We start from the raw sequence: 20,018 nt of genomic DNA, 5'->3' as shown, positions 1-20,018 counted from the left end.
CGCTGCACGCTTACGCGGAATGGACGGTGATAATGGTGCAATTTCACAGTTTATTCTATTTCTAAACAGCCGGCAGAGTTCACGCAAAAGACTAGATCAACTTCGGATTCATGGCGCTGCCCGGCAGCGCAGATCCGAGAACCTTCACCGACAGGTGCCGAGATGTTCAAGTTCGCTCCCCTTGCCAGCAGCCTCCTGGCGCTCTGTGTCGCATCGCCCGCCTTCGCGCAGCAGGCGCCGCCGCCGGCCACGATCGATCTCGACACCATCACGGTGACGGCTGCCCGTGCCGAGCGCAGCACGGCCGAGACCCCGCAATCGATCCAGGTGATCGAGCGCAAGGCGATCGAGGAGCAGCTTCAGTTCAGCCCGAACGCCGCCGCTGTGCTCGGCAAGCTGGTGCCGGGCTATTCGATGTCGACGCAGACGGTCTCCAGCGCCTCGGAGAACTATCGCGGCCGCGATCTGCTGGTGATGATCGACGGCGTGCCGATGAACACGCCGCTGCGCGACGTCTCGCGCATCCTCTCGCTGATCGATCTCAACACGGTCGAGCGCATCGAGGTCGTCGCCGGCGCCTCCAGCCTCTATGGCGCGGGGGCGACCGGAGGCACGGTGAACTTCATCACCAGGAAGGCGGCCGAGGGCAAGCCGCGGGTGACGGTCAACACGGCGATCCGCGCCTTCACCCAGAACATCGGCCGCTCGCTGGCGCCGGAAGCCTCGGTGACGGTCTCGGGCAAGGTGCCGGAAGGGGTGGATTACCTGTTCTCAGGCCAGATCCGCGGGGCGGGCCGGACCTATGACGGCGCCGGGCGCGAGCTGCCCTCGGACGGGCTGCTCGGGCAGGGCGGTGGCGATCGCTACAAGGCCGGCAACCTGCTCGCCAAGCTCGGCTACGACTTCGCCGGGGGCAAGCGTGTCGAACTCAACGCCTCCTGGATCGGCTTCGACCAGGACCCGAAATATCTGACGAACTACGCCCCGCCCTTCGCGCGGCCGGACCTGACCAAGCCCTATACCGGCCAGAGCGTGCTGGAGGATACGAAGACCGTCTCGCTGCGTTATAGCGACGCTGATTTCGCGCTCGGCAAGCTCAGCGTGCTCGGCTACTACAACGACATCAAGAAGCGCTTCAATTTCTCGACCTTCTCGTATCCGTACAACACCCAGGTCTACTATTCCTTCAACCCGCTCTCGCCGACGAGCCCGGACAACCAGACGACGCTCCATTCGCAGCGCGGCGGTGTGAACGTCACCATCGACACGCCGCTCGACCGACTCCTGCCAGGCGCGAAATTCACCTGGGGCGGGGACCTCATCCAGGAGAAGACCTGGCAGACGCTGACCAGCGGGCAGGATGTCTTCACTCCGCTGAAGCAGACGACCGCGGCGGGCTTCGGCCAGCTCCAGATCCCGGTCGGCGAGCGTATCGTGCTGCGCGGCGGCCTGCGCTACGAGCATTTTTCGCTCTCGGTCAGCGACTATACGCGCCCGGCCGCCTATGCCGCCGTCGCTGCCAATAATGCTCAGGGCTACCAGGCCTTCGTCCTGCCGGCGCTCAAGGTGACCGGCGGCGATTTCGACTATTCGGCGCTCACCGCCAATATCGGCGCGACGATCAAGCTCTCGGAGACCAGCGAGATCTTCGGCGGTTTCTCGCAGGGCTTCGCGCTGCCCGATGTCGGCGCCTTCACGCGGCGCGCCGGCGTCTCGACGCTCTATGCCTGCCCGTTGCAGGCGCCGAACTGCCTGCCCGCCAGCCGGCAGACGATCAGCTATGCCGCGATCGCGCCCAAGGCGCAGATCGTGAACAATTACGAACTCGGCATTCGCGGCAGCTATGAGCGCTTCAAGGGCTCGCTGACCGGCTTCATCAGCACCTCCGACGACGGCGTCACCTTCGATTCCGTCACCAACACCATGTCGCAGCAGAAGGAGCGGATCTGGGGCGTCGAGGCGACCGGCGACGTCACCGTCACCGATGCCTTCACGATGGGCACGGTGATCTCCTATCGCGAGGGTCGCTACGACACCAATGGCGACGGCAAGCTCGACAGCAACCTGCCGAACAACCGCATCGGCTCGCCCTGGCGCGGCATGCTCTATGGCAGCTATCGCTTCGTGAACGGCATGCAGCTCAGGGTCGAGGGTGAAGCCTTCTCGGACCGCGACGTCGCCATCGATCTGCGCGGCACGCGCTACAAGCTGAAGGGCGCGGCGACGATGAATGCCGCACTCACCGCCCCGATCTGGGAGGGCGAGGCCTATGTCGCGGTGAACAACCTGTTCGACCGGAACTACCAGAACCCGACCGCGACCTCGGTCCGCAATCTGGCGAATTATAGCTGGGGCCGGACCGTCACGCTCGGCTTCCGCAAGACCTTTTGAGGCTGCGCGCCGATGGTCAGCCTCGATATCGACGCCGATGCGGTGGTGACGCTGCGCTTCGTGCCGCCCTATGAAGCGCGGGACGAGCGCGCCTATCTCGACGCGCTCCACCAGATCGGCCAGCGCGAGGAGCCCTATACGCTGCTGACGATCTTCGGCGGCGGGCGGGCGCTCTCGCAGGCCGGCGAGCGCGAGCAGGCGCTCTGGTTCAAGGCGACGCGCGAGCGGGTCGGGCGCTATTGCCAGGCCTGTGCGATCGTCAGGCCGGATGCGGAGGAGAAGACGGCCGAGATCTTCCGCCGTCTCTGGCCCTTTCCGATCGTCGCCGAGCGCGACGAGGCGGTCGGCCGCGCCTTCCTGCTAGAACAGGCGAGGGCGACATGAGCGCGGCGGGATCGGGAACGGCGGCAGCGGAGAGCGGCGCGGCGCCGAGGGGCGGCCGCTATCGCCTCTTCGCCGTGCTCGGCGGGCTTTATCTGGCGCAGGCGATCCCGTCCTATCTCTTCGTCGCGGCGCTGCCGCCGATCATGCGCGAGCTCGGCGTCTCGCGCACCGCCATCGGCTCCATGAGCATCCTGTTGCTGCCGCTGGTGATCAAGTTCCTCTGGGCGCCCTGGATCGACCGCATCCGCCCCTTCGCGCGGGCGCATCGGGCCGGCTGGGTCTTCATCACGCAAAGCCTGACGATCCTCGCCATCCTGGCCCTGATCGCGGTGGGGCCCACGCAGGTCGGCGCCATCGTCGCGATCGGCTTCGTCGCCTCCGTGCTGATCTCGACGCAGGATATCGCGACGGATGGTTATGCGGCAAAATATCTGCCAGAGGCGGATCGGCCGATCGGCAACGCCATCCAGGGCGGCTCGGTCGCCTTCGGCGTGGTGATCGGCGGTACGCTGGGGCTGGTGCTCTACCACCATGTCGGCTGGACCGGGATGCTCGTGACCATCGCGGCGGTCTCGCTCTTGCCGCTCGTCGCCGCGGCGATGATGCGCGAGGACGATCCCGTGGCCGGGCAGGCCGTCGGGCGACCGTCGATCCGCGCTTTCCTGAAACGCCCCGAGGCGCGCCAGATCCTCTGGATCGCGCTGATCTACCGCGCGAGCGAAGGGCTGGTGAAGGCGATGGAGGGGGCCTATCTCGTCGATGCCGGCATTCCGCTCGACCAGATCGGCTATCTCTCCGGGCTTTCGGCGACGACGGCGGGGCTCGCCGGCTCGGCTCTGGCAGCCTGGATGGTCAAGCGACACGGGCTCTCTGTCGTGCTCGCTTTGCTCGGCGGCATGCGGACGCTGTGCTTCCTGCTGTTCACGGCGCATGCGCTCGGCGTCGTCGTTGGAGCCTGGCCGCTCTTCGGCGCCGCCGGTTTCCAGACGCTGATCCGCTATATGGAGATCGTCGCGCTTTATTCGCTGTTCATGTCGGTGACGACCTCCGAGCAGCCAGGCACCGATTTCACCATCCTCTCCTGCGCGCAGCTCCTGGTCTATCTCGCCGGCTCGATGCTGGCGGGCAGACTGGCGGACGCGCTGGGCTATGGCTGGCTGTTCGCCATCGCTACCGCGATTTCCGCGATCGCCGTCATCGCGACGGTGCGGATGATCGCCCGTCTCGGGCGGGAGCCTCGCCTGCCATCGCCGTCAGTAGTCTAGAATCGATATAAAACATTGATATTGCAGCTTTAATTTCGATGTCCTATGCAGCGGCACATCACTCGTGCTGTTGATCGTGCAATCGGGATTCATGAGTTCGGCCGCTTCCACGCCCGCGTCCCGGCTGATCGAGGCCTGCTACGGCGAGCTTCTGCGCTTCGCGCGCCGCAAGCTCGGCGGCGAGCATGTGGCGGACGATCTCGTGCAGGAAGCCTGCCTGCGCTATGCCAACGCCCGGACGCAGTCGATCGTCAGCCCGCGCGCCTTTCTTTATCGGATTCTCGCCAATCTCGTCGTCGATCACCAGCGCCGGCGCGGGCGACAGGCTTGCGAGCCGTTGGGCGAGATCGAGCCGGTCGATGGTTCCGCCGATGCCGAAAGCGCATTGATCTGGCGGGAGCGCCTGGCAATCCTTTCGCGGGCTGTCGAGGAATTGCCGCCGCGTTGCCGCGAGTGCTTCGTCCTGCGGCGTTTCGACGAGCTTCCGCAGGATGAGATCGCACGGCGGATGGGCATCTCGCGCAACATGGTCGAGAAGCATCTGCGCGCCGCCACCCTGCATTGCGCCCGACGCCTGCGCGAGCACGATTGACCGGAAACGACATTCCGCCTTGGGAGCGTTTCCGCGTTTTCCTAAATCGCCAAAGCTCTCTATCCCCTTGTTTTATCGTATTTTATCCCGCGCGAGCCCGTGACCGCCGCGCTTGAAAATGCTCTAAGCTCCTGTTTTTCCGCAGCCCGACGTCTCATGGACAGGGTGCAGGGAGCGGGCGAGGCAGGACGAGCCGAATGGCGGACGCCGACGAGACAATCAGAAGCGAGGCGGCGGCCTGGTATTTTCGTCGCGATGCCGGTCCGCTGGCGCCGGAAGCAGAGGCGGAATTCCAGCGCTGGCTGTCGGAGCCCGGCCACCGCTCGGCCTATGCGGAGATCGCGGGAACCTGGTCGGCCCTTTCGCGGATCGAGCGCCCTTCCATGCGGCCCGCGCGCCGCTATCTGCGCCATGCGGTGCCGGGCGCGGCTCTCGCGGCGATGCTCGCGCTCGCCGTCCTGAACAGTTCCTGGTGGCGCCATCTCGGTGCCGATGCCGCCACCGGCGTCGGGGAAACCGAGGAGATCGTCCTGGCCGATGGCTCGCGGGTGGATCTCAACACCGATACGGCGATCCAGATCCGCTATGACGGGCGCGAGCGCCGCATCCGGGTCGTCGGTGGCGAGGCGCTGTTCACGGTCGCGAAGGATCCGGGACGCCCCTTCGTGGTCGAGACGGCTTCGGGCAGCGCGACCGCACGCGGCACCGTGTTTTCGGTGCGGCAGGACGTGAATGAGACCGTGGTCACCGTGCTGGAGAGCCGCGTCGCGGTGGAGCCGGGCGCGGAGGCGGGACAAGCCGCCACCCTCGCATCCGGGCAGAGCGTGCGGTTCTCGTCCACGAAGCTCGATGCGATCGAGACCGTCGATGCCGAAGCGCAGACGGCCTGGCGCCGGGGCAAGCTGATCTTCATCGACAAGCCGCTGGGCGAGGTCATCGACGAGCTGAACCGCTACCATCGCGGTTACATCCGCATTGTCGACCCGGGGATCCGCCGCCAGCGCGTCAACGGGGTTTTCGAGACGAGGGACCCGCTCCATGCCCTCGATCTGGTGCAGACATCGCTCGGCCTGCGCTCGACGCGCCTGACGGATTATCTCGTTCTGCTCCATCGCTGAAAAAATTCGGCGATCGACCTCCTCATTTCGCGAACGCCTTCGTCATAGCGGCAGAGGGGCCTCGAGGGGCCCGCCGGATGTCGAAGCGGAGAGCGGAATGGCTGGGTCGAAGAAGGGGCGGATCGCCGCGCTGATGTGGAGCGCGAGCGTCGCGGCCGTGCTGGCGGCTGCCGCATCGTCGCCGTCATTCGCGCAGGCCCGGCCGTCCGAGAGCGCGCAGATCCGCACCTTCGCGATCCCGCCGGGGTCGCTGGCGGCCGCGCTGAACCGCTTCGCCGACGCAGCGCAGATCCAGCTCGTCTATAGCGGAGACGTTGCGCGCGGGCGTTCCAGCCCCGGCCTCTCCGGTCGCCACAGCATCCAGCAGGGCCTGTCGCGGCTGCTGGCGGGGACGGGGCTGAGCTATCGCTTCTCGGGGCCCGCCAGCGTGACGATCGCCTGGGCCTCGGGCGGAGCAACCCCGGCCGTGCCGGAGGGGACGATCGCGCTCGATACGGTCGAGGTCCAGGGGCAGGGCGAGACGACCGGCTATGTCGCGCGCAGCAGCACGGCGGGGACGAAGACATCGACGCCTCTGATCGAGACGCCACGTTCGATCAGCGTCGTGACCCGGCAGGAAATGGACGATCGCGGCGCGACCACGGTGCCGGAAGCGCTGCGCTACACCGCCGGCGTGACGACGGGCGCCTATGGCTTCGACCCTCGTTTCGACCAGATCTATGTCCGCGGCTTCCCGATGACCACGCTGGGCGACTTCCGTGACGGGCTGAAGCAGTTCCCGGCCGGCTTTACCACCTTCCGCACCGAGCCCTACCAGCTCGAACGCATCGAGGTGATCAAGGGCCCGGCCGCGGTGCTCTACGGCCAGAGCGTGCCCGGCGGCCTTGTCGACCGGCGCTCGAAGCTGCCGACGGACTACACCTTCCGCGAAGTCCAGGCGCAGATCGGCACCTTCGGCCGTGCCCAGACGGCCTTCGATTTCGGTGGGCCCGTCGATCCCGAGAAGACCATGCTTTACCGCGTCGTCGGGCTCGGGCGCCTCGGCGACACCAATTTCGACATCGCCGACCAGCGCTTCATGATCGCGCCGTCCTTCACCTGGCGGCCGAATGGGGCGACCTCGCTGACCCTCTCAGCGCTCTACCAACAGGACGAGACCGATGCGAGCGCCGCGGGGATCAACCGGAACGGCCAGGTGCTGAAGCTGCGCGGCAGCGATCCGCATTACGACCATCTCAAGCAGAAGCAGGGCCAGATCGGCTATGAGTTCGAACACAAGTTCAACGACATCCTGACCTTCCGCCAGAAGGCCCGCTACAGTCAGATCGAGGCCGAGTCGCGCTATTTGAGCGGCAGCTTCGCCAATGCCACGACGACGATCTACGACCGCGGCGCGGTTTCGGTGGGCGATAGGCTGACGAGCTTCCAGATCGACAACAATCTCGAGGCGAATTTCCGCACGGGGCCGGCCGCCCACAAGCTGCTGCTGGGCCTGAACTACGACTATAATCTCTGGCATTTCGGCCTGGGCTTCGGTCCCACGCTTCCGGCCTACCGGTTCGATATCGCGAACCCGGTCTACGGCTTCTCGGGGCCGACGCCGGCCTATACGATCCGGACGCGCTCGCAGCTCGAACAGCTCGGCCTCTACGTCCAGGACCAGATCAGCCTCGGCAACTGGCGCATCGCCCTCAGCGCCCGCAAGGACTGGACCGACCGCAACGAGAGCAATCAGATCGCGAACACGGTGACGGCGGCCAACCGGAACGACGCCTTCACCTACAGTGCCGGCCTGCTCTATCTCTTCGACAACGGCCTTGCGCCCTATGTCAGCTATGCGACCTCGTTCCAGCCGGTCACGAGCCAGGGCGCCAACGGCGCGGTGCTCGAGCCGTCCGAGGGCGAGCAGATCGAGGCGGGGCTGAAGTACCAGCCCGCCAATGGCGCAATCTCGCTCACCGCCTCGGCCTACCAGCTCAAGGAAAAGAATGCGCCGAAGCTCGGCGGCTATGTCGCCGGGCTGCCCTATTACGTTTCGGTCGGCGAGGTGACGGTGCGGGGCGTCGAGCTGGAAGGAAAGGCGCGCCTGTTCGAAGGGCTCGATCTGGCGGCTTCCTACACATTTGCGGACGCCGAGATCACCAGGACGACGGTGGCCAGCGAATATGGCCGCACGCCGGCCGTGACGCCCCGGCATACGGCCTCGCTCTGGCTGAACTATAATCTGCAGGCCGGGCCTTTTGCCGGCCTCGGCGCGGGCGTCGGCGTCCGCTATGTCGGCGAGACCTGGACCGCCAACGACAATACCGCGAAGAACGATGCCTACACCCTGTTCGACGCGGTGCTCCGTTACGATTTCGGCAAGGCGAACCGGCAGCTCGCGGGGCTGAGCGCCTCCGTCGCCGCCAACAACATCACCGACAAGCAGGTCAGCGTCTGCAATGCCGGCTATTGCTATCTGAGCCAGGGGCGCACGGTCATCGGCACCTTGACCTATCGCTGGTGAGGGCAGGGTGGTGTTGTTCGACCGGCGCTCGCTGCTGCTGGCCGGCGCGTCGGCGGCATTCTCGCCGGCCGTTCGCGCAGCATCGCCCGATCGCCGGCTGGCGTCGCTGGACTATGGGCTCGCCGAGACGCTGATCCGCCTCGGCTGTCCGCCGGTCGCGCTGGTCGCGACCCAGGATTGGAACCGGTGGGTCGTCGAGCCGGCCTTGCCGGCCGATACCGTCAATCTGGGCGCCAGCCGCGAGCCCAATCTCGAAGTGCTGCAGGCGCTGCGGCCCGATGCCATCCTGAGCACGCCCTACCTCGCCGGAATCCATCACCGGCTGGAGCGGATCGCGCCGGTCATCTCGCTGCCGATCTACGCGCCGGAAGGACGCCCCCTTGCGCTGGCCGGGGCGGCGGCGCGCCGGCTCGGCGAGATGATCGGGGACCCCGCCGCCGCGGCGCGCTTCCTTGCGGAAGCGGATGGCTGCTTCGAGCAGATCCGCGACAGGCTCGCGGACCGCGCGCTGCCGCCGGTCTATCTCGTCAACTTCATGGACGAGCGCCATGTGCGCGTCTATGGCGCCAAGAGCCTGTTCGACGACACGCTCCACCGCATCGGCCTCGCCAATGCCTGGCAGGGGCCGACGAATGACTGGGGTTTCGCCACGGTCGGGATCGAGGCGCTCCAGACAGGGAAGGACGCCCTGCTGGTCTATTTCGATCCCGTTCCTCCCGCGGTCCTGCCTTCCCTGGCGCGCAATCCGATCTGGCGGTCGCTGTCCTTCGTTCGCAGCGGCCGCGTCCATGGCTTGCCGCCGGTGCTGATGTTCGGCTGCGTGCCCTCGGCCCTGCGCTTCGCGCGGCTCGTCGGCGATCTCCTCGCGGAGCGCGGCTGAACGGTGATCTCCGCCGATTCCTCGCCGATGCGCCCCTGGCGGCTGGCCCTGCCGCTGCTCACTGCCGCCTTCGCCCTGTCGCTTTGGACGCTGGCGGTCCGCCTGCCGCCGCCACAATGGTTCGCGCTGTTCAAGGCCGATGCCGGTGGCGATATCGCCATCCTGGTCCTGCAGCAATCGCTGCTGCCGCGCATGGCGGTCAGCCTGCTCTGCGGCGCGGCGCTGGGGCTCGCCGGCACCATCTTCCAGCAGGTGCTGCGCAACCCGTTGGCGAGCCCGATGACGCTGGGCGTCGCCGCCGGCGCCAAGCTGGCGCTCGGCCTCGCGACGGTGATGGGCGCGCCGCTGCTCTCCTCCGTCGGGCGAGACGGCATCGCCTTCGCCGGGGGCGCGCTGGCGATGGCGGCGACGATCGCGCTGGCCTGGCGCCGCGGGCTCTCGCCGCTGGCGCTGGTGCTGGGCGGGCTGGTGCTCGGCCTCTATTGTGGCGCGCTGTCGGCATTGCTGCTGCTGTTCAAGGAGCATGATCTGCAGGGGCTCTTCCTGTGGGGCAACGGCTCGCTGGCACAGCAGGGCTGGGATGTCGCGCTGGCGCTGGCCTTGCGCCTCGTCGTCCTGGCCGGGCTGGCGGTGTTGCTGCTCCGGCCTCTTGCCCTGCTGGCGCTGAACGATGACGGCGTGCGCGGCCTCGGCCTGTCGCTGCTGTTCGCGCGGCTCGGCGCGCTTGCCGTCGCGGTTGCTCTCAGCACCGTCGTGGTCAGTCTCGTCGGGGTCATCGGCTTCATCGGCCTGATCGCGCCGGCGCTCGCGCGGCTCGGCGGCGCGCGGCGGATCGACCAGCAGATGCTCTGGGCGCCGATCATCGGCGCTGCCCTGCTCTGGCTGACCGACCAGGCGGTTCTCCAGCTCGGTGCCGGCACCACCTTGCCGACCGGTGCGATCACGGCCCTGTTCGGGGCGCCGGTGCTGCTCTGGATGCTGCCGCGGCTGCGCACGACATTCGCGCAGGCCAGCAACGCTCCGCGAAGCGAGCCGCGAGCACGCAGCGCGGCCCTTGTGCTGGCCGGGCTCGGTCTGGCCCTGACCGCTGTCCTGGCCCTCGCTTTAACATTTGGACGCACCCCGTCGGGCGGCTGGTCCTTCGCGTGGGGAGATGGGTTGGCGGCGCTGCTGCCGTGGCGCCTTCCCCGGGTCGTCGCGGCCCTTGCCGCGGGCGCCATGCTCGGCGTGGCCGGAGCGATCCTGCAGCGCCTGCTGCGTAACCCGATGGCGAGCCCCGAGGTCCTGGGGGTCAGTTCCGGAGCCGCCTTCGGCCTGATCGTGGCGCTGTTCGTCCTGCCGGTGGTCGGCCGCCACCAGCAATTGCTCGCGGCGACGGTCGGCGCGGCCGCGATCCTCGGGCTCATCCTTGCGCTCGGCCGCCGATCGGGTTTCTCGCCGGAGCGGACCCTGCTCGCCGGCATCGCTCTCGGCGCCATGCTCGATGCCGTCGTCGGCGCCCTTCTGGCCGGGGGCGATCCTCGCGCCATGCTGCTGATGAGCTGGATGACCGGCTCGACCTATGCCGTGGACGAGGTGCAGATGGTCTGGGCCGCCGCGACGGCCATCCTCCTCCTCTCATCGGTGCCGTTGCTGCTGCGCTGGCTCGAACTCGTCGGTCTTGGCGATGCGGCGGGCCGGTCGCTGGGCCTGACGCTGCCTCTGGTCAGGCTTTTCCTGCTGCTGCTGAGCGCGGCGCTGACGGCAGCCGGGACGCTCGTCATCGGCCCGCTGACCTTCGTCGGCCTGATGACACCGCATCTCGCCAGGCTGCTCGGTCTCCAGCGTGCCGCATCGCAGCTCGCAGCCTCGGCCCTCGCCGGGGGGCTCGTGATGGTGGCGGCGGACTGGCTCGGCCGAGTCGCCGCCTTTCCCTGGCAAATGCCGGCCGGGCTGATCGCGACGCTGATCGGCGGCCCGGTCCTCATCGCCCTGCTCGCAAGGAAATGACCATGGATGCGATTTTGCCGGTTCCCGAGACCGTCCGGTTCGATCTCACGCCGCGGGCTGGGGGCGCGCCTTACCGGATCTTCCTGCGGATTCCGCCGGGAACGCCGCCGGCCTCGGGCTGGCCCGTCCTCTATCTCCTCGACGCCAATGCGGTCATCGCCACGGCGGTGGAGGCCCTGCGCGTCCAGGCGGCCTATCCGCTCGGCACGGGCATCCGGGATGCCGTCGTCGTCGGCATCGGCTATCCGACCGAAGGCGCCTATGACAGCGTGCGCCGCTCCTGGGACTATGGCCCCCCACCCGGCCAGATCTATCCGCCACACGCGGTCGGGGGACCCGATGTGCGCACGGGCGGCGCCGAGGCGTTCCTGACCTTCATCGAGGAGGAGCTGAAGCCGCTGGTCGCGACGCGGACGCGCATCGATGCGGCGCATCAGGCCATTTTTGGCCATTCTTTCGGCGGACTCTTCGTCCTCTACGCGCTGTTCACGCGTCCCGCCGCCTTTCGCGACTGGATCGCCATCAGCCCGGCGATCTGGTGGGAGCAGCACAACCTGCTGCGCTTCGCCGCTGCGCCGGAGGGCGCCGTTCGTGTCTTCCTCGGCGTCGGAGAATACGAGCAGGCCCTTGCGCCCTTCCAGATCGGAGCCCCTGACGAGAGCGAGCGGCGCGGGCGTCTGGAGGAGGCGCGGACGGTGGACGAGACCCGGGAGATGGCGGAGCGCCTGCGCGGTTACGGAAAGCCGGTGGAATTCGCGGTTTTCGAGGGCGAGACGCATATGTCCGTCCTGCCGGTCGCGATCAATCGCGCGATCCGTTTCGCCTTCGGGCCGTGACCTTTGCCTTCGGAGAACTGCGCCTCATCCAAAATCCCGCATTGCCGAAGCAGCGGGGATCGGCTATCCAGCCTTCACGGTTTGCGCCCGTAGCTCAGCTGGATAGAGCGTTGCCCTCCGAAGCTGGGAATCGCGGCTCGGCACTCCAAAAATTACATCAATATATCAATATCTTAAGCTGATACTGCAGCCGATCCGGGCCAGTTTCCGAGAGGACGGCACGACCAAGCCACAGTGCATCGAGTTATCGCCTCAGAAGTTCTGTTCGTTGACGTTTGGCTCGGGCAATGCGCTGCGGTCACGATCACTGCTTGCGGACGATCTCGACAAAGCGGGCTGCCAATCGCGACAGCGGTCGGCTGCGCATGGTCATGAGACAGATCGTGGTGGGGATCTGCGGTTCCAAGGAGAGCTGAGCCAACCCATCGAAACGCTGCGCTTGCGTCAGCAGGCTGTCGATCAGCGTCACATCCCCGGGCTCCGCCAGAAGATGAGCGGCTGAAATGCTGTAGGGAACGGTCATGAACGGGGCGTATTCGAGCCCCTCTTTCTCGTAGCACTGCGCAATCAGCCAGCCGAGCGGCGACTTCTCGCGATCGAAGCAGATCATGCGCCGGGGTTTGAGATCATGCAGGCTGACGACGCGCCGCTTCGCCAGAGCATCGTCCTCTCGCACCAGCGCGATGATCTCGCCGCCGGCCAGGGGCGTCAGCGTGATGTCGTCGGTGACGCGCGGGGAGAACATCAGGCCGATATCGGCCGTCCCCAGGGAGAGTTCCGTCGGCGCATCGCCCATGATCAGCTCGACGCGCGCCTGCGGATATTCGTCCGTCAGGCGGCGCAAGGCGCGGGCGATGAGTCCGTGGCCGATGCTCGGCGTCGAGGCGATGCGCAGCGGCGTTTCCCGGCCAGCCCGCAACCGCGTCGCGGCGGCGCGCAATTCACGCCATTCGTGATCGACCGAGTCGAGCGCAGTCATCAGGGCGCTGGCCTCGGGACGCAGCAGCAGACGCCCCTCCCGGCGCTCGAAGACGGCGACGCCAAGGCTGGCTTCGCTGCGCGCGATGATCTTGCTGATGGCCGACTGCGTGAGGTGGAGCCGATGGGCCGCTTCGACGGTTGTGCCGAAGCGATGAACGGCACGAAGGACCGCGGCATGGGCGGGCGTGAATGCCTTCATGACCCGGATCGCTCCTGCAGTTGCGCTAGGAGCAATCGGGCTGCGCGATCAAGAGGCGAATGCCGGCGATGATGGGCATAGGCCGTCACCAGAGGACTTTGCTCCAGCGGCAGCGCGGCGAGGCCTTCAACCAGATTGCTGCTGATGACGAACCCGTCGACCAGGGCGATGCCGACGCGCTCGCGAGCGAGATGGCAGGCGGTATCGGTGTGGCGAACGGTGATGGCGACCCGCTCGGACAGGCCCGCGCTCGTCAGGGCCTCCTGAAAACTGTCGGACGCGCTGACGCCGTCCGGTCCATAGCTGATCAGGCGCTCGCCCTCGATGTCGCCCCTGCTGAGTTCCGTTCGCCGGGCTAGGTGATGATCGCGCGAGAGCACGCAGACTAGAGGGCTTTGCCCCAGCGCCACGTCCTCGATGTCGTCCGCCCTCATGGGACCGTAGGAAATCCCCAGATCGGCCTCGCCCGTGGCGAGATGCTCTCGCACATGGTCGAACATGATCTCCACCGCTGCGGATTCATCGAGCGCTCGCCGCGTATGGGTAATGGCCGGCGGCAGGATGCTGTGGGCGAGGCCGGGAACGGTCGCCACCCTCAGCCGATTGACCATGCCAACCCGGATCATGTCCGCTTCATGATGGGCGCGCCTCAGCGCGCCGAAGAGTGGCTGAGCCTGCCGGACGAGCGATTGAGCCTCAGGAGTCGGCACCAGCCGGCCCTGGATGGTCGTGGCCAGGCTGAGATCGAGCTCTTCCTCGGCTTGGCGCAATGTCTTGATCACCGCCGATTGGCTGATGCCGAGGCCTTGCGCCGCCTCGCCCGTTCCGCCGAGCCGGATGAAGGCATCGATCGCACGCAACGAGCCCAGCTTCATGACTATTCCAAATGGTCGATGAACTTGCCGAATGTTTCATTGGAAGGACTAGATCCCCTCATGGAAGGATGCAAGTCGTCGCCGTGGCGCGGCCAATGAATCAGGGGATCGGTATGACCAAGCTTCGCTCGATGATTTCGGCCGGCGCGCTGGCGCTTGCCATCGGCGCCCCGGCGCTCGTGACCGCGCCGTCCGCAGCTTTCGCCAAGGGCATTCTCAGATTGGCGCAGACTCAGGATCTCGTCTCGCTCGACCCGATCGCGACGAGCGACAACGCTTCGATCTACGCGCAGCTCCTGATCTTCGACACGTTGCTGCGGCCCAGTAAGGATGCCACGAAGCTCGAGCCCGGCCTCGCCGAGAGCTGGAAGGTCAGCGATGACGGCATGACCTACAGCTTCAAGCTGCGCGAGGCGAAGTTCTCCGATGGAACTCCAGTGACGGCCGCCGATGTCGCCTTCTCGCTGAAGCGCGCCGGCAGCGATGCCTCGAGCTGGAAGCGCTTCTTCTCCGGCATAGAGACCATCGACACGCCGGACGATCGCACCGTCGTGCTCAAGCTCAAGAAGGTGTTCACGCCGCTCCTCAACAACCTTGCCCTGTTCTCCTCGGCGATCCTGCCGCAGAAGGCCTTCGAGGCCGCGGGCGACAAGTTTTTCGACAAACCGATCGGCAGCGGCCCCTTCACCGTCGCGGCCTGGAACAAGGGACAGGGCCTGTCTCTCAAGAAGAACGCGAACTACTGGCAGGCCGGCAAGCCCGATCTCGACGGCGCCGAGCTGATGGTCATCCCTGAGGGCAACAGCCGCGTGCTCAAGCTGCAGGCTGGAGAGGTCGATGCCGCGATCGACATTCCGCTGAACCAGCTCCAGGCACTGGGACGCGACGGCAAGATCAAGACGGCCGTCGCCAACGTCTTCCGCACGGATTTCGTGCTGATGAATACGAAGAAGAAGCCCTTCGACGACCTGCGCGTCCGGCAGGCCTTGAACTATGCCGTCGACAAAGAGGGGTTGCTCAAGGCGCTGCTCTACGGCACGGGCAAGGTCTCGAACTCACCGATGCCGCCGATGGCCTATGCCGATCCGGACCTGAAGCCCTACGCGCATGACATCGCCAAAGCTAAGGCCTTGCTGGCGGAAGCCGGCTACAAGGATGGTTTCAAGACCTCGCTCCTCGTCGATTCCGGCCGCCCGCTGCATCGCCAGCTCGGCCAGGCCCTGCAGGCGGCGCTGAAGCAGATCGGCGTCACCGCCGATATCCGCCTCGTCGAAGGCGGCACGCACTGGACCACGACGAAATCCGGCGACTACGAGATGGCCGTCGCCTATGCAACGAGTGACACGATCGATCCGGACCAGCTCGTCGGCTTCCTCCTCGTCAATCCCGAGCGCGCCAACGCCTATCACACCGAATGGAAGAACGAGCGCGTCAACGAGCTCTACGAGAAGGAGCGCGTGACGGCCGACGGGCCGGAGCGGGGCAAGATGTTCCAGGAGATCATCAAGCTCGCCCATGACGGCGCACCCTCGGTCTTCCTGTTCTATCCTGGCACCTCCTATGCCTATCGCAGCAATGTCGAGGGCTTCGAGGTGCTGCCGACCTCGAACTTCCGCCTCGAGGACGTCAAGCTGAAGTGACGGAAGGGCGCTGCCGCGCCCTTCCTCGTGCACCGCCATGCTGATCTACATCGTCAAGCGTCTCGCCCAGCTGGTGCCGGTCCTCTTCGGCATCACTCTGGCCTGTTTCCTGCTGCTGCGCGCCCTCCCCGGAGACCCCGCGACGCTGCTCCTCGGCGCGCGCGGTGGTCCCGAGGAGATCGCGCTGATGAAGCAGCGGCTCGGCCTCGATCTGCCGCTCTGGCGGCAATATCTGCTGTTCCTCGCCGATATCGGCTCGGGCAGCCTCGGCCGCTCGGTCGTGCATGCCCGACCGGTGATGCAACTCGTGCTGGAGCGGCTGCCGGCGACTTTGTGGCTCGTCGCCTATTCGACAGTGCTCGCCGTGGCGATGACGGTGCCGCTCGCACTCTGGTCGGCGATGCGGCGCGGCGGCCCGGTCGATCTCGCGATCAAGCTCGCCTTCACCATCGTCATCGCGATGCCGTCCTTCTGGCTCGGGCTGATCTTCGTCATCCTCTTTGCGATCTGGCTGCCGCTGTTCCCGACCTCGGGCTATGGCGATGACCTGCTCTCGCGTCTGCACCATACGACGCTGCCGGCACTCGTCATCGCGCTGGCGACCGCCTCGCTGACGATCCGCAGTCTGCGCAGCGCCATCCTCGCCGTGCTCGGCTCCGACTACGTCACGACGGCACGCGCAAAAGGCGCCGGCACGGGCCGACTGATGGGCGTCCATGTGCTGCCCAATGCGCTGATCTCATCGATATCGGTGCTTGGCGCTCATACGAGCTGGGTGATCGGCGGCACGGTGGTGATCGAGACCGTCTTCGCCCTGCCGGGGCTCGGCTCGCTCTTCGTCGAGTCGATCTTCTCCCGCGACTATCCGCTGATCCAGGGGCTGACCATCGTCTTCGCCGTCCTCGTCGTGCTGATCAACCTGGCGACCGATATCGCCTATGCGCTCGCCGATCCGCGCATCCGGCTGGAGTGAGACGATGAGCCGCCTCCGCTCCAATCCGAGCCTTTTCATCGGGCTCGTCATGCTGGCCCTGCTCGCCGGTTTCGTCGCGCTCGGCCAGATCTGGACGCCGCATGACCCGTTCGAGGTCGATTATGGCAACACGCTCCAGCCGCCTTCCCTGGCGAACTGGTTCGGTACCGACGATCTCGGGCGCGATGTCGCCTCGCGCGTGCTGGCCGGCGGCTATGTCGACCTCAAGGTCGCGCTGATCTGCGTCGTCGCGCCGGCCCTTCTCGGCGTGATGATCGGGGCGATCTCCGGCTTCATCGGCGGGCGCGTCGACACCTTCATCATGCGCGTCACGGACATCTTCTGGGCCTTCCCCTTCTATGTGCTCGTCATCGCCATCGTCGGCGTGCTGGGGCCGGGCGAGGCCAATCTCTACCTGGCCTTCCTGCTGGTGAACTGGATCTCCTTCGCCCGCATCGTGCGTGGCGAGGTGCTGGTGCTGCGCAATCTCGAATTCGTGCAGGCGGCGCGCAGCCTCGGCTGCACGACACCGCGGATCGTCACCGCCCATATCCTGCCGAATGCGGTCAACCCTGCGATCGTCTACGCGATGGCCGACGTGGTGCTGACCATCCTTGCCGTGACCTCGCTCAGCTTCCTCGGCCTCGGCATCCAGCCGCCGACACCGGAGTGGGGACTGATGATCTCGGACGGACGCCAGTTCCTGTTCGATGCCTGGTGGATCGCGACCTTCCCGGGTTTCGCGATCATCTACACCGGCGTGACCTTCGCGTTGATCGGCGAAGGCCTCGACACCGCCCTTCGGCCCAAAGGCTGACCTCCGCTTCCGACCCGCCCCCGACAGGTGCGCCATGAGCTTTTTCGACACGGATGAAAACCTGCAGCGCATCGGCGCGTTGCTGACGGCGAAGGCAGAAGCCCTCTTCCGCGAACGCGGCGTCCCGGCCGAGCAGTTCGGCTTCGTCCTGTTACAGCCGGCGAGAGATGGCGGCCGACCGAAGGGCGTTGCCTTGCGGCCCGATTGGCGCAGCTATCCCTGCTCGCTGGTCAAGGTCTTCTTCCTCGTCGCCGCGCAGGCCGCACTTGAGGCAGGACAACTCACCGAGCACGAGGAACTGGATCGCGCCATGCGCGACATGATCCTCTGGTCCTCGAACTCGGCGACCAACTACGTCATCGACCTCCTTTCCGGAACAACCGGAGACACATTGCTCTCTGAGCTGGAGATGGCTGAGTGGTGTGAGCGGCGCCAGGTGGTCAATCGCTTCTTCGCGCAGCTCGGCTGGCCGGAGCTGGCCGGCATCAACCTCAATCAGAAGCTGATGGACGACCTGCGCTATGGCCGGGAGAAGATCGGCCTCGATCGCTCACCGGACGGGCACAATGCCCTGACGCCGATCGCCATGGCCCGCCTGATGCACGCGATCTTCCACGGCTCGGTGCTGACCGAGGCGAGCCGAGAGAAGGTCCAGAATCTACTCGCCCGCGATCTCGCTAGCCCCTTCCTTCAGCGAGGAGCCTATCAGGTCACGGGCTATCTGGCCGGCGGTATGCCCGGAGGAACGCAGATCTGGTCGAAGGCGGGGCGCACCCGCTGGCTCGGTGACGAGCGCGCCGATTTTCGACGTCACGATGCGCTTCGAGCCGTCCTTCCGAACGGGGCCGAGTTCATCCTGACGGTCTTTTCACAAGGCGAGGCAATCGCAGAGGATGACGGATTTCTGCCGCTACTCGGATCCACCGCTGCGAAAGAGATCTTAGCCCTTTGATCCTTGTTGCAATCTCATCGAGAGTTCAACACGACGCGACACTGACGGTGAAACCCGCACCCTAGAGAACGCTGCCCGCTGAAGGCAGCTTGCCGAGGGAGCATGTCCATCCGAAGCTGGGAATCGCGCATAATGCGCCCCCAAAAACTCCACATATTTCAACGGATAAGGCGATACATCGTCGCTACGAATCCTCTTGTGAGCCTGGGCGGCACGATCACGCCGCAGGCGACTTCAATTCATGCGGTGCCGGAGAGAGCCAACCGCATCCTATTCCGCGACGCGTCACTGCGGGTCTTCGTTCCCCAACTGGACGGCTCGAACAGCTTCCAGAGCAACCAGGGCAGCAGCGACCTTTGCGCGCGCCTCCTTGATGTCGGCCATGACCAAGCAGTCATTCCGGTGGATATGGGAAGCGCTGGCCGAAGATAAACGGCGCCGGCACACTCCCGCCATGCCCGGCGCAATTCGATCATGCGACCTTTGCCTGTCGGCACCTTGCTTCTTTGCAAAATCCCTCGTTGCCGAGCGCCCGGCAATCGGCTATCCACCTTCCACGGTTTGCGCCCGTAGCTCAGCTGGATAGAGCGTTGCCCTCCGAAGGCAAAGGTCACACGTTCGAATCGTGTCGGGCGCGCCAACTAACTCTTTGAAATTGCAATGCTTTTTTCTGTGCGAGCGGTCGGGCGAAAGCGGTCAGAATTGCTGAATAGCCACCCGACAGCCACCGTGGGCAGCTCCACACGCGGCTCTAGCAGCTGTTTACCGGCAGAGCATCAGTCGCGGATGGCCTGCCGTTTGTGCGCGCGTCCGAGGCGCAGGAAAGACGGCGTCGAGGTCAGATCGAGCCGGCAGCCCTCAAAATGCCGGCCGCTCATGTTCGCGATCCGAATGGAGCGGATCACCGGGATCGCGTTCTGGTAGGATGCGTATGTAAAGCCCGTAGCAACGTCCGGAACGATCTCTGGATTGCTTTGCGTCTGGCTATCGCCGTTTCCGGCTCCTTCCAGGTTATCAATGTGCGCGTTGTCCATCAGCCAGCTCCCCGGGAAGGGAGATTAACGGGCTTCTCCGAAACGGAAAGGCCTGAGCAAGCGGCACCCGCTTAGTCTATCGGGGCAGTTGATGGCGATGCAGCTTCGCAAACCCGGCGCATATCGGCGCCAGGCTTTGCCGCTGGACCGGTGACAAATTGCCGGTTCCCAGCTGCACGTGGGTCGCGCCGCAACCCGAGATTGGGCACTCGCCCGAAACCGGACACTGGTTTCATAGCGCCCCATGACTGCAACAGATCTAGTCAGCTCGCGCGCAGAACGCCGCGATCATGGCCGTTTGCTAGGACATTCAAAAAATCGATGCGGCCAGGTTGTGCCGTTGGCGTTCGCGTCTCAATGACAACTTTTGCGTTGTCTAACAGGGTGTAGGATAGCCGACGCTGTTATGTTTGGGCTGGGATGCCCTTTATTGACCGGCTCGCGCCACAAGCCGCGGAGCTGCCGGCCGCATCGCGTGCAAGGAAGCCGGTGCCGTGGGCGGGCGAGGCCGAAAGGTTGGTGAAAGCTTGGCGGCCTAGGAAGCCGATGCATGGTCGGAGAGCTTCCACTCAAGAGAAGCGCTTCC

Annotated in this window: 16 protein-coding genes and 1 tRNA gene; 14 read left to right on the top strand and 3 right to left on the bottom strand. The window is 65.9% G+C overall.

Going from position 1 to position 20,018, the window contains the following annotated elements; all coding sequences use genetic code 11:
• Nucleotides 1-162 precede the first annotated feature (162 nt).
• The 9 genes from AB6806_RS17750 to AB6806_RS17710 all read left to right on the top strand — a co-directional run bounded on the left by AB6806_RS17750 (nt 163) and on the right by AB6806_RS17710 (nt 11,961).
• A complete protein-coding gene (locus tag AB6806_RS17750; RefSeq protein WP_142023141.1) occupies nt 163-2,391 on the top strand; it encodes a TonB-dependent receptor in 2,229 nt (742 codons plus the stop codon).
• Nucleotides 2,392-2,403: 12 nt separating this feature from the next.
• Nucleotides 2,404-2,775, top strand: coding sequence for a hypothetical protein (locus AB6806_RS17745; protein WP_142023142.1), 372 nt, complete (start codon nt 2,404-2,406; stop codon nt 2,773-2,775).
• On the top strand, nt 2,772-4,040 hold the full coding sequence (locus tag AB6806_RS17740; RefSeq protein WP_370955057.1) for an MFS transporter: 1,269 nt from the start codon (nt 2,772-2,774) through the stop codon (nt 4,038-4,040). The genes AB6806_RS17745 and AB6806_RS17740 overlap by 4 nt, the downstream gene beginning before the upstream one ends.
• Before the next feature lie 91 nt (nt 4,041-4,131).
• Nucleotides 4,132-4,632 carry an RNA polymerase sigma factor gene (locus AB6806_RS17735; RefSeq protein ID WP_370955056.1) on the top strand — a complete coding sequence of 167 codons (501 nt, stop codon included), beginning with the start codon at nt 4,132-4,134 and terminating at the stop codon, nt 4,630-4,632.
• A gap of 197 nt (nt 4,633-4,829) precedes the next feature.
• Nucleotides 4,830-5,750 (top strand): FecR family protein, encoded by a 921-nt coding sequence (locus AB6806_RS17730; RefSeq protein WP_370955054.1) that lies wholly within the window; start codon nt 4,830-4,832, stop codon nt 5,748-5,750.
• 97 nt (nt 5,751-5,847) lie between these two features.
• Nucleotides 5,848-8,256, top strand: coding sequence for a TonB-dependent siderophore receptor (locus AB6806_RS17725; protein ID WP_370955053.1), 2,409 nt, complete (start codon nt 5,848-5,850; stop codon nt 8,254-8,256).
• A 7-nt stretch (nt 8,257-8,263) separates the two neighbouring features.
• The gene (locus AB6806_RS17720; protein WP_370955052.1) at nt 8,264-9,136 is read left to right on the top strand and encodes an ABC transporter substrate-binding protein; all 873 of its coding nucleotides are present in this window, start codon (nt 8,264-8,266) and stop codon (nt 9,134-9,136) included.
• A 3-nt stretch (nt 9,137-9,139) separates the two neighbouring features.
• The gene (fhuB, locus tag AB6806_RS17715; protein ID WP_370955051.1) at nt 9,140-11,125 is read left to right on the top strand and encodes a Fe(3+)-hydroxamate ABC transporter permease FhuB; all 1,986 of its coding nucleotides are present in this window, start codon (nt 9,140-9,142) and stop codon (nt 11,123-11,125) included.
• 2 nt (nt 11,126-11,127) lie between these two features.
• A complete protein-coding gene (locus tag AB6806_RS17710; protein ID WP_370955050.1) occupies nt 11,128-11,961 on the top strand; it encodes an alpha/beta hydrolase in 834 nt (277 codons plus the stop codon).
• A 304-nt stretch (nt 11,962-12,265) separates the two neighbouring features.
• On the opposite strand, the gene AB6806_RS17705 is transcribed toward AB6806_RS17710, so the two are convergent.
• Both AB6806_RS17705 and AB6806_RS17700 read right to left on the bottom strand, forming a co-directional pair.
• On the bottom strand, nt 12,266-13,141 hold the full coding sequence (locus AB6806_RS17705) for a LysR family transcriptional regulator (RefSeq protein ID WP_370955049.1): 876 nt from the start codon (nt 13,139-13,141) through the stop codon (nt 12,266-12,268).
• The gene (locus AB6806_RS17700; RefSeq protein WP_038363277.1) at nt 13,138-14,016 is read right to left on the bottom strand and encodes a LysR family transcriptional regulator; all 879 of its coding nucleotides are present in this window, start codon (nt 14,014-14,016) and stop codon (nt 13,138-13,140) included. The genes AB6806_RS17705 and AB6806_RS17700 overlap by 4 nt, the downstream gene beginning before the upstream one ends.
• Nucleotides 14,017-14,129: 113 nt before the next feature.
• Here AB6806_RS17700 and AB6806_RS17695 point away from each other — a divergent pair, with 113 nt between their 5' ends.
• The 5 genes from AB6806_RS17695 (at nt 14,130) to AB6806_RS17675 (ending at nt 19,038) form a co-directional block, all read left to right on the top strand.
• Complete coding sequence (locus tag AB6806_RS17695) at nt 14,130-15,656, top strand: ABC transporter substrate-binding protein (protein ID WP_113252083.1); 1,527 nt, start codon at nt 14,130-14,132, stop codon at nt 15,654-15,656.
• Between the two features lie 37 nt (nt 15,657-15,693).
• A complete protein-coding gene (locus AB6806_RS17690; RefSeq protein WP_370955048.1) occupies nt 15,694-16,629 on the top strand; it encodes an ABC transporter permease in 936 nt (311 codons plus the stop codon).
• A 4-nt stretch (nt 16,630-16,633) separates the two neighbouring features.
• Entirely contained in the window at nt 16,634-17,446 is an 813-nt protein-coding gene (locus tag AB6806_RS17685; RefSeq protein ID WP_370955047.1) for an ABC transporter permease, read from the top strand.
• A gap of 34 nt (nt 17,447-17,480) precedes the next feature.
• Nucleotides 17,481-18,398 (top strand): serine hydrolase, encoded by a 918-nt coding sequence (locus AB6806_RS17680; protein ID WP_142023150.1) that lies wholly within the window; start codon nt 17,481-17,483, stop codon nt 18,396-18,398.
• A 563-nt stretch (nt 18,399-18,961) separates the two neighbouring features.
• Nucleotides 18,962-19,038: transfer RNA gene (locus tag AB6806_RS17675), tRNA-Arg, on the top strand.
• A gap of 136 nt (nt 19,039-19,174) precedes the next feature.
• On the opposite strand, the gene AB6806_RS17670 is transcribed toward AB6806_RS17675, so the two are convergent.
• Nucleotides 19,175-19,432, bottom strand: a complete 258-nt coding sequence (locus tag AB6806_RS17670; protein WP_142023151.1) for a hypothetical protein — start codon at nt 19,430-19,432, stop codon at nt 19,175-19,177.
• Nucleotides 19,433-20,018: the final 586 nt, after the last annotated feature.

The organism is Allobosea sp. RCC_152_1, assembly GCF_041360765.1.
Taxonomy (GTDB): domain Bacteria; phylum Pseudomonadota; class Alphaproteobacteria; order Rhizobiales; family Beijerinckiaceae; genus Allobosea; species Allobosea spartocytisi.
This window is presented reverse-complemented; position numbering and strand designations above follow the sequence as displayed.

Bases quoted from the DNA above. Each gene is read 5' to 3' on its own strand.
- AB6806_RS17750 (WP_142023141.1), top strand. From the start codon at position 163: ATGTTCAAGTTCGCTCCCCTTGCCAGCAGCCTCCTGGCGCTCTGTGTC.
- AB6806_RS17700 (WP_038363277.1), bottom strand. From the start codon at position 14,016: ATGAAGCTGGGCTCGTTGCGTGCGATCGATGCCTTCATCCGGCTCGGC.
- AB6806_RS17670 (WP_142023151.1), bottom strand. From the start codon at position 19,432: ATGGACAACGCGCACATTGATAACCTGGAAGGAGCCGGAAACGGCGAT.
- AB6806_RS17695 (WP_113252083.1), top strand. From the start codon at position 14,130: ATGACCAAGCTTCGCTCGATGATTTCGGCCGGCGCGCTGGCGCTTGCC.
- AB6806_RS17740 (WP_370955057.1), top strand. From the start codon at position 2,772: ATGAGCGCGGCGGGATCGGGAACGGCGGCAGCGGAGAGCGGCGCGGCG.
- AB6806_RS17710 (WP_370955050.1), top strand. From the start codon at position 11,128: ATGGATGCGATTTTGCCGGTTCCCGAGACCGTCCGGTTCGATCTCACG.
- AB6806_RS17735 (WP_370955056.1), top strand. From the start codon at position 4,132: ATGAGTTCGGCCGCTTCCACGCCCGCGTCCCGGCTGATCGAGGCCTGC.
- AB6806_RS17705 (WP_370955049.1), bottom strand. From the start codon at position 13,141: ATGAAGGCATTCACGCCCGCCCATGCCGCGGTCCTTCGTGCCGTTCAT.
- AB6806_RS17745 (WP_142023142.1), top strand. From the start codon at position 2,404: ATGGTCAGCCTCGATATCGACGCCGATGCGGTGGTGACGCTGCGCTTC.
- AB6806_RS17680 (WP_142023150.1), top strand. From the start codon at position 17,481: ATGAGCTTTTTCGACACGGATGAAAACCTGCAGCGCATCGGCGCGTTG.
- AB6806_RS17730 (WP_370955054.1), top strand. From the start codon at position 4,830: ATGGCGGACGCCGACGAGACAATCAGAAGCGAGGCGGCGGCCTGGTAT.
- AB6806_RS17685 (WP_370955047.1), top strand. From the start codon at position 16,634: ATGAGCCGCCTCCGCTCCAATCCGAGCCTTTTCATCGGGCTCGTCATG.
- AB6806_RS17690 (WP_370955048.1), top strand. From the start codon at position 15,694: ATGCTGATCTACATCGTCAAGCGTCTCGCCCAGCTGGTGCCGGTCCTC.
- AB6806_RS17725 (WP_370955053.1), top strand. From the start codon at position 5,848: ATGGCTGGGTCGAAGAAGGGGCGGATCGCCGCGCTGATGTGGAGCGCG.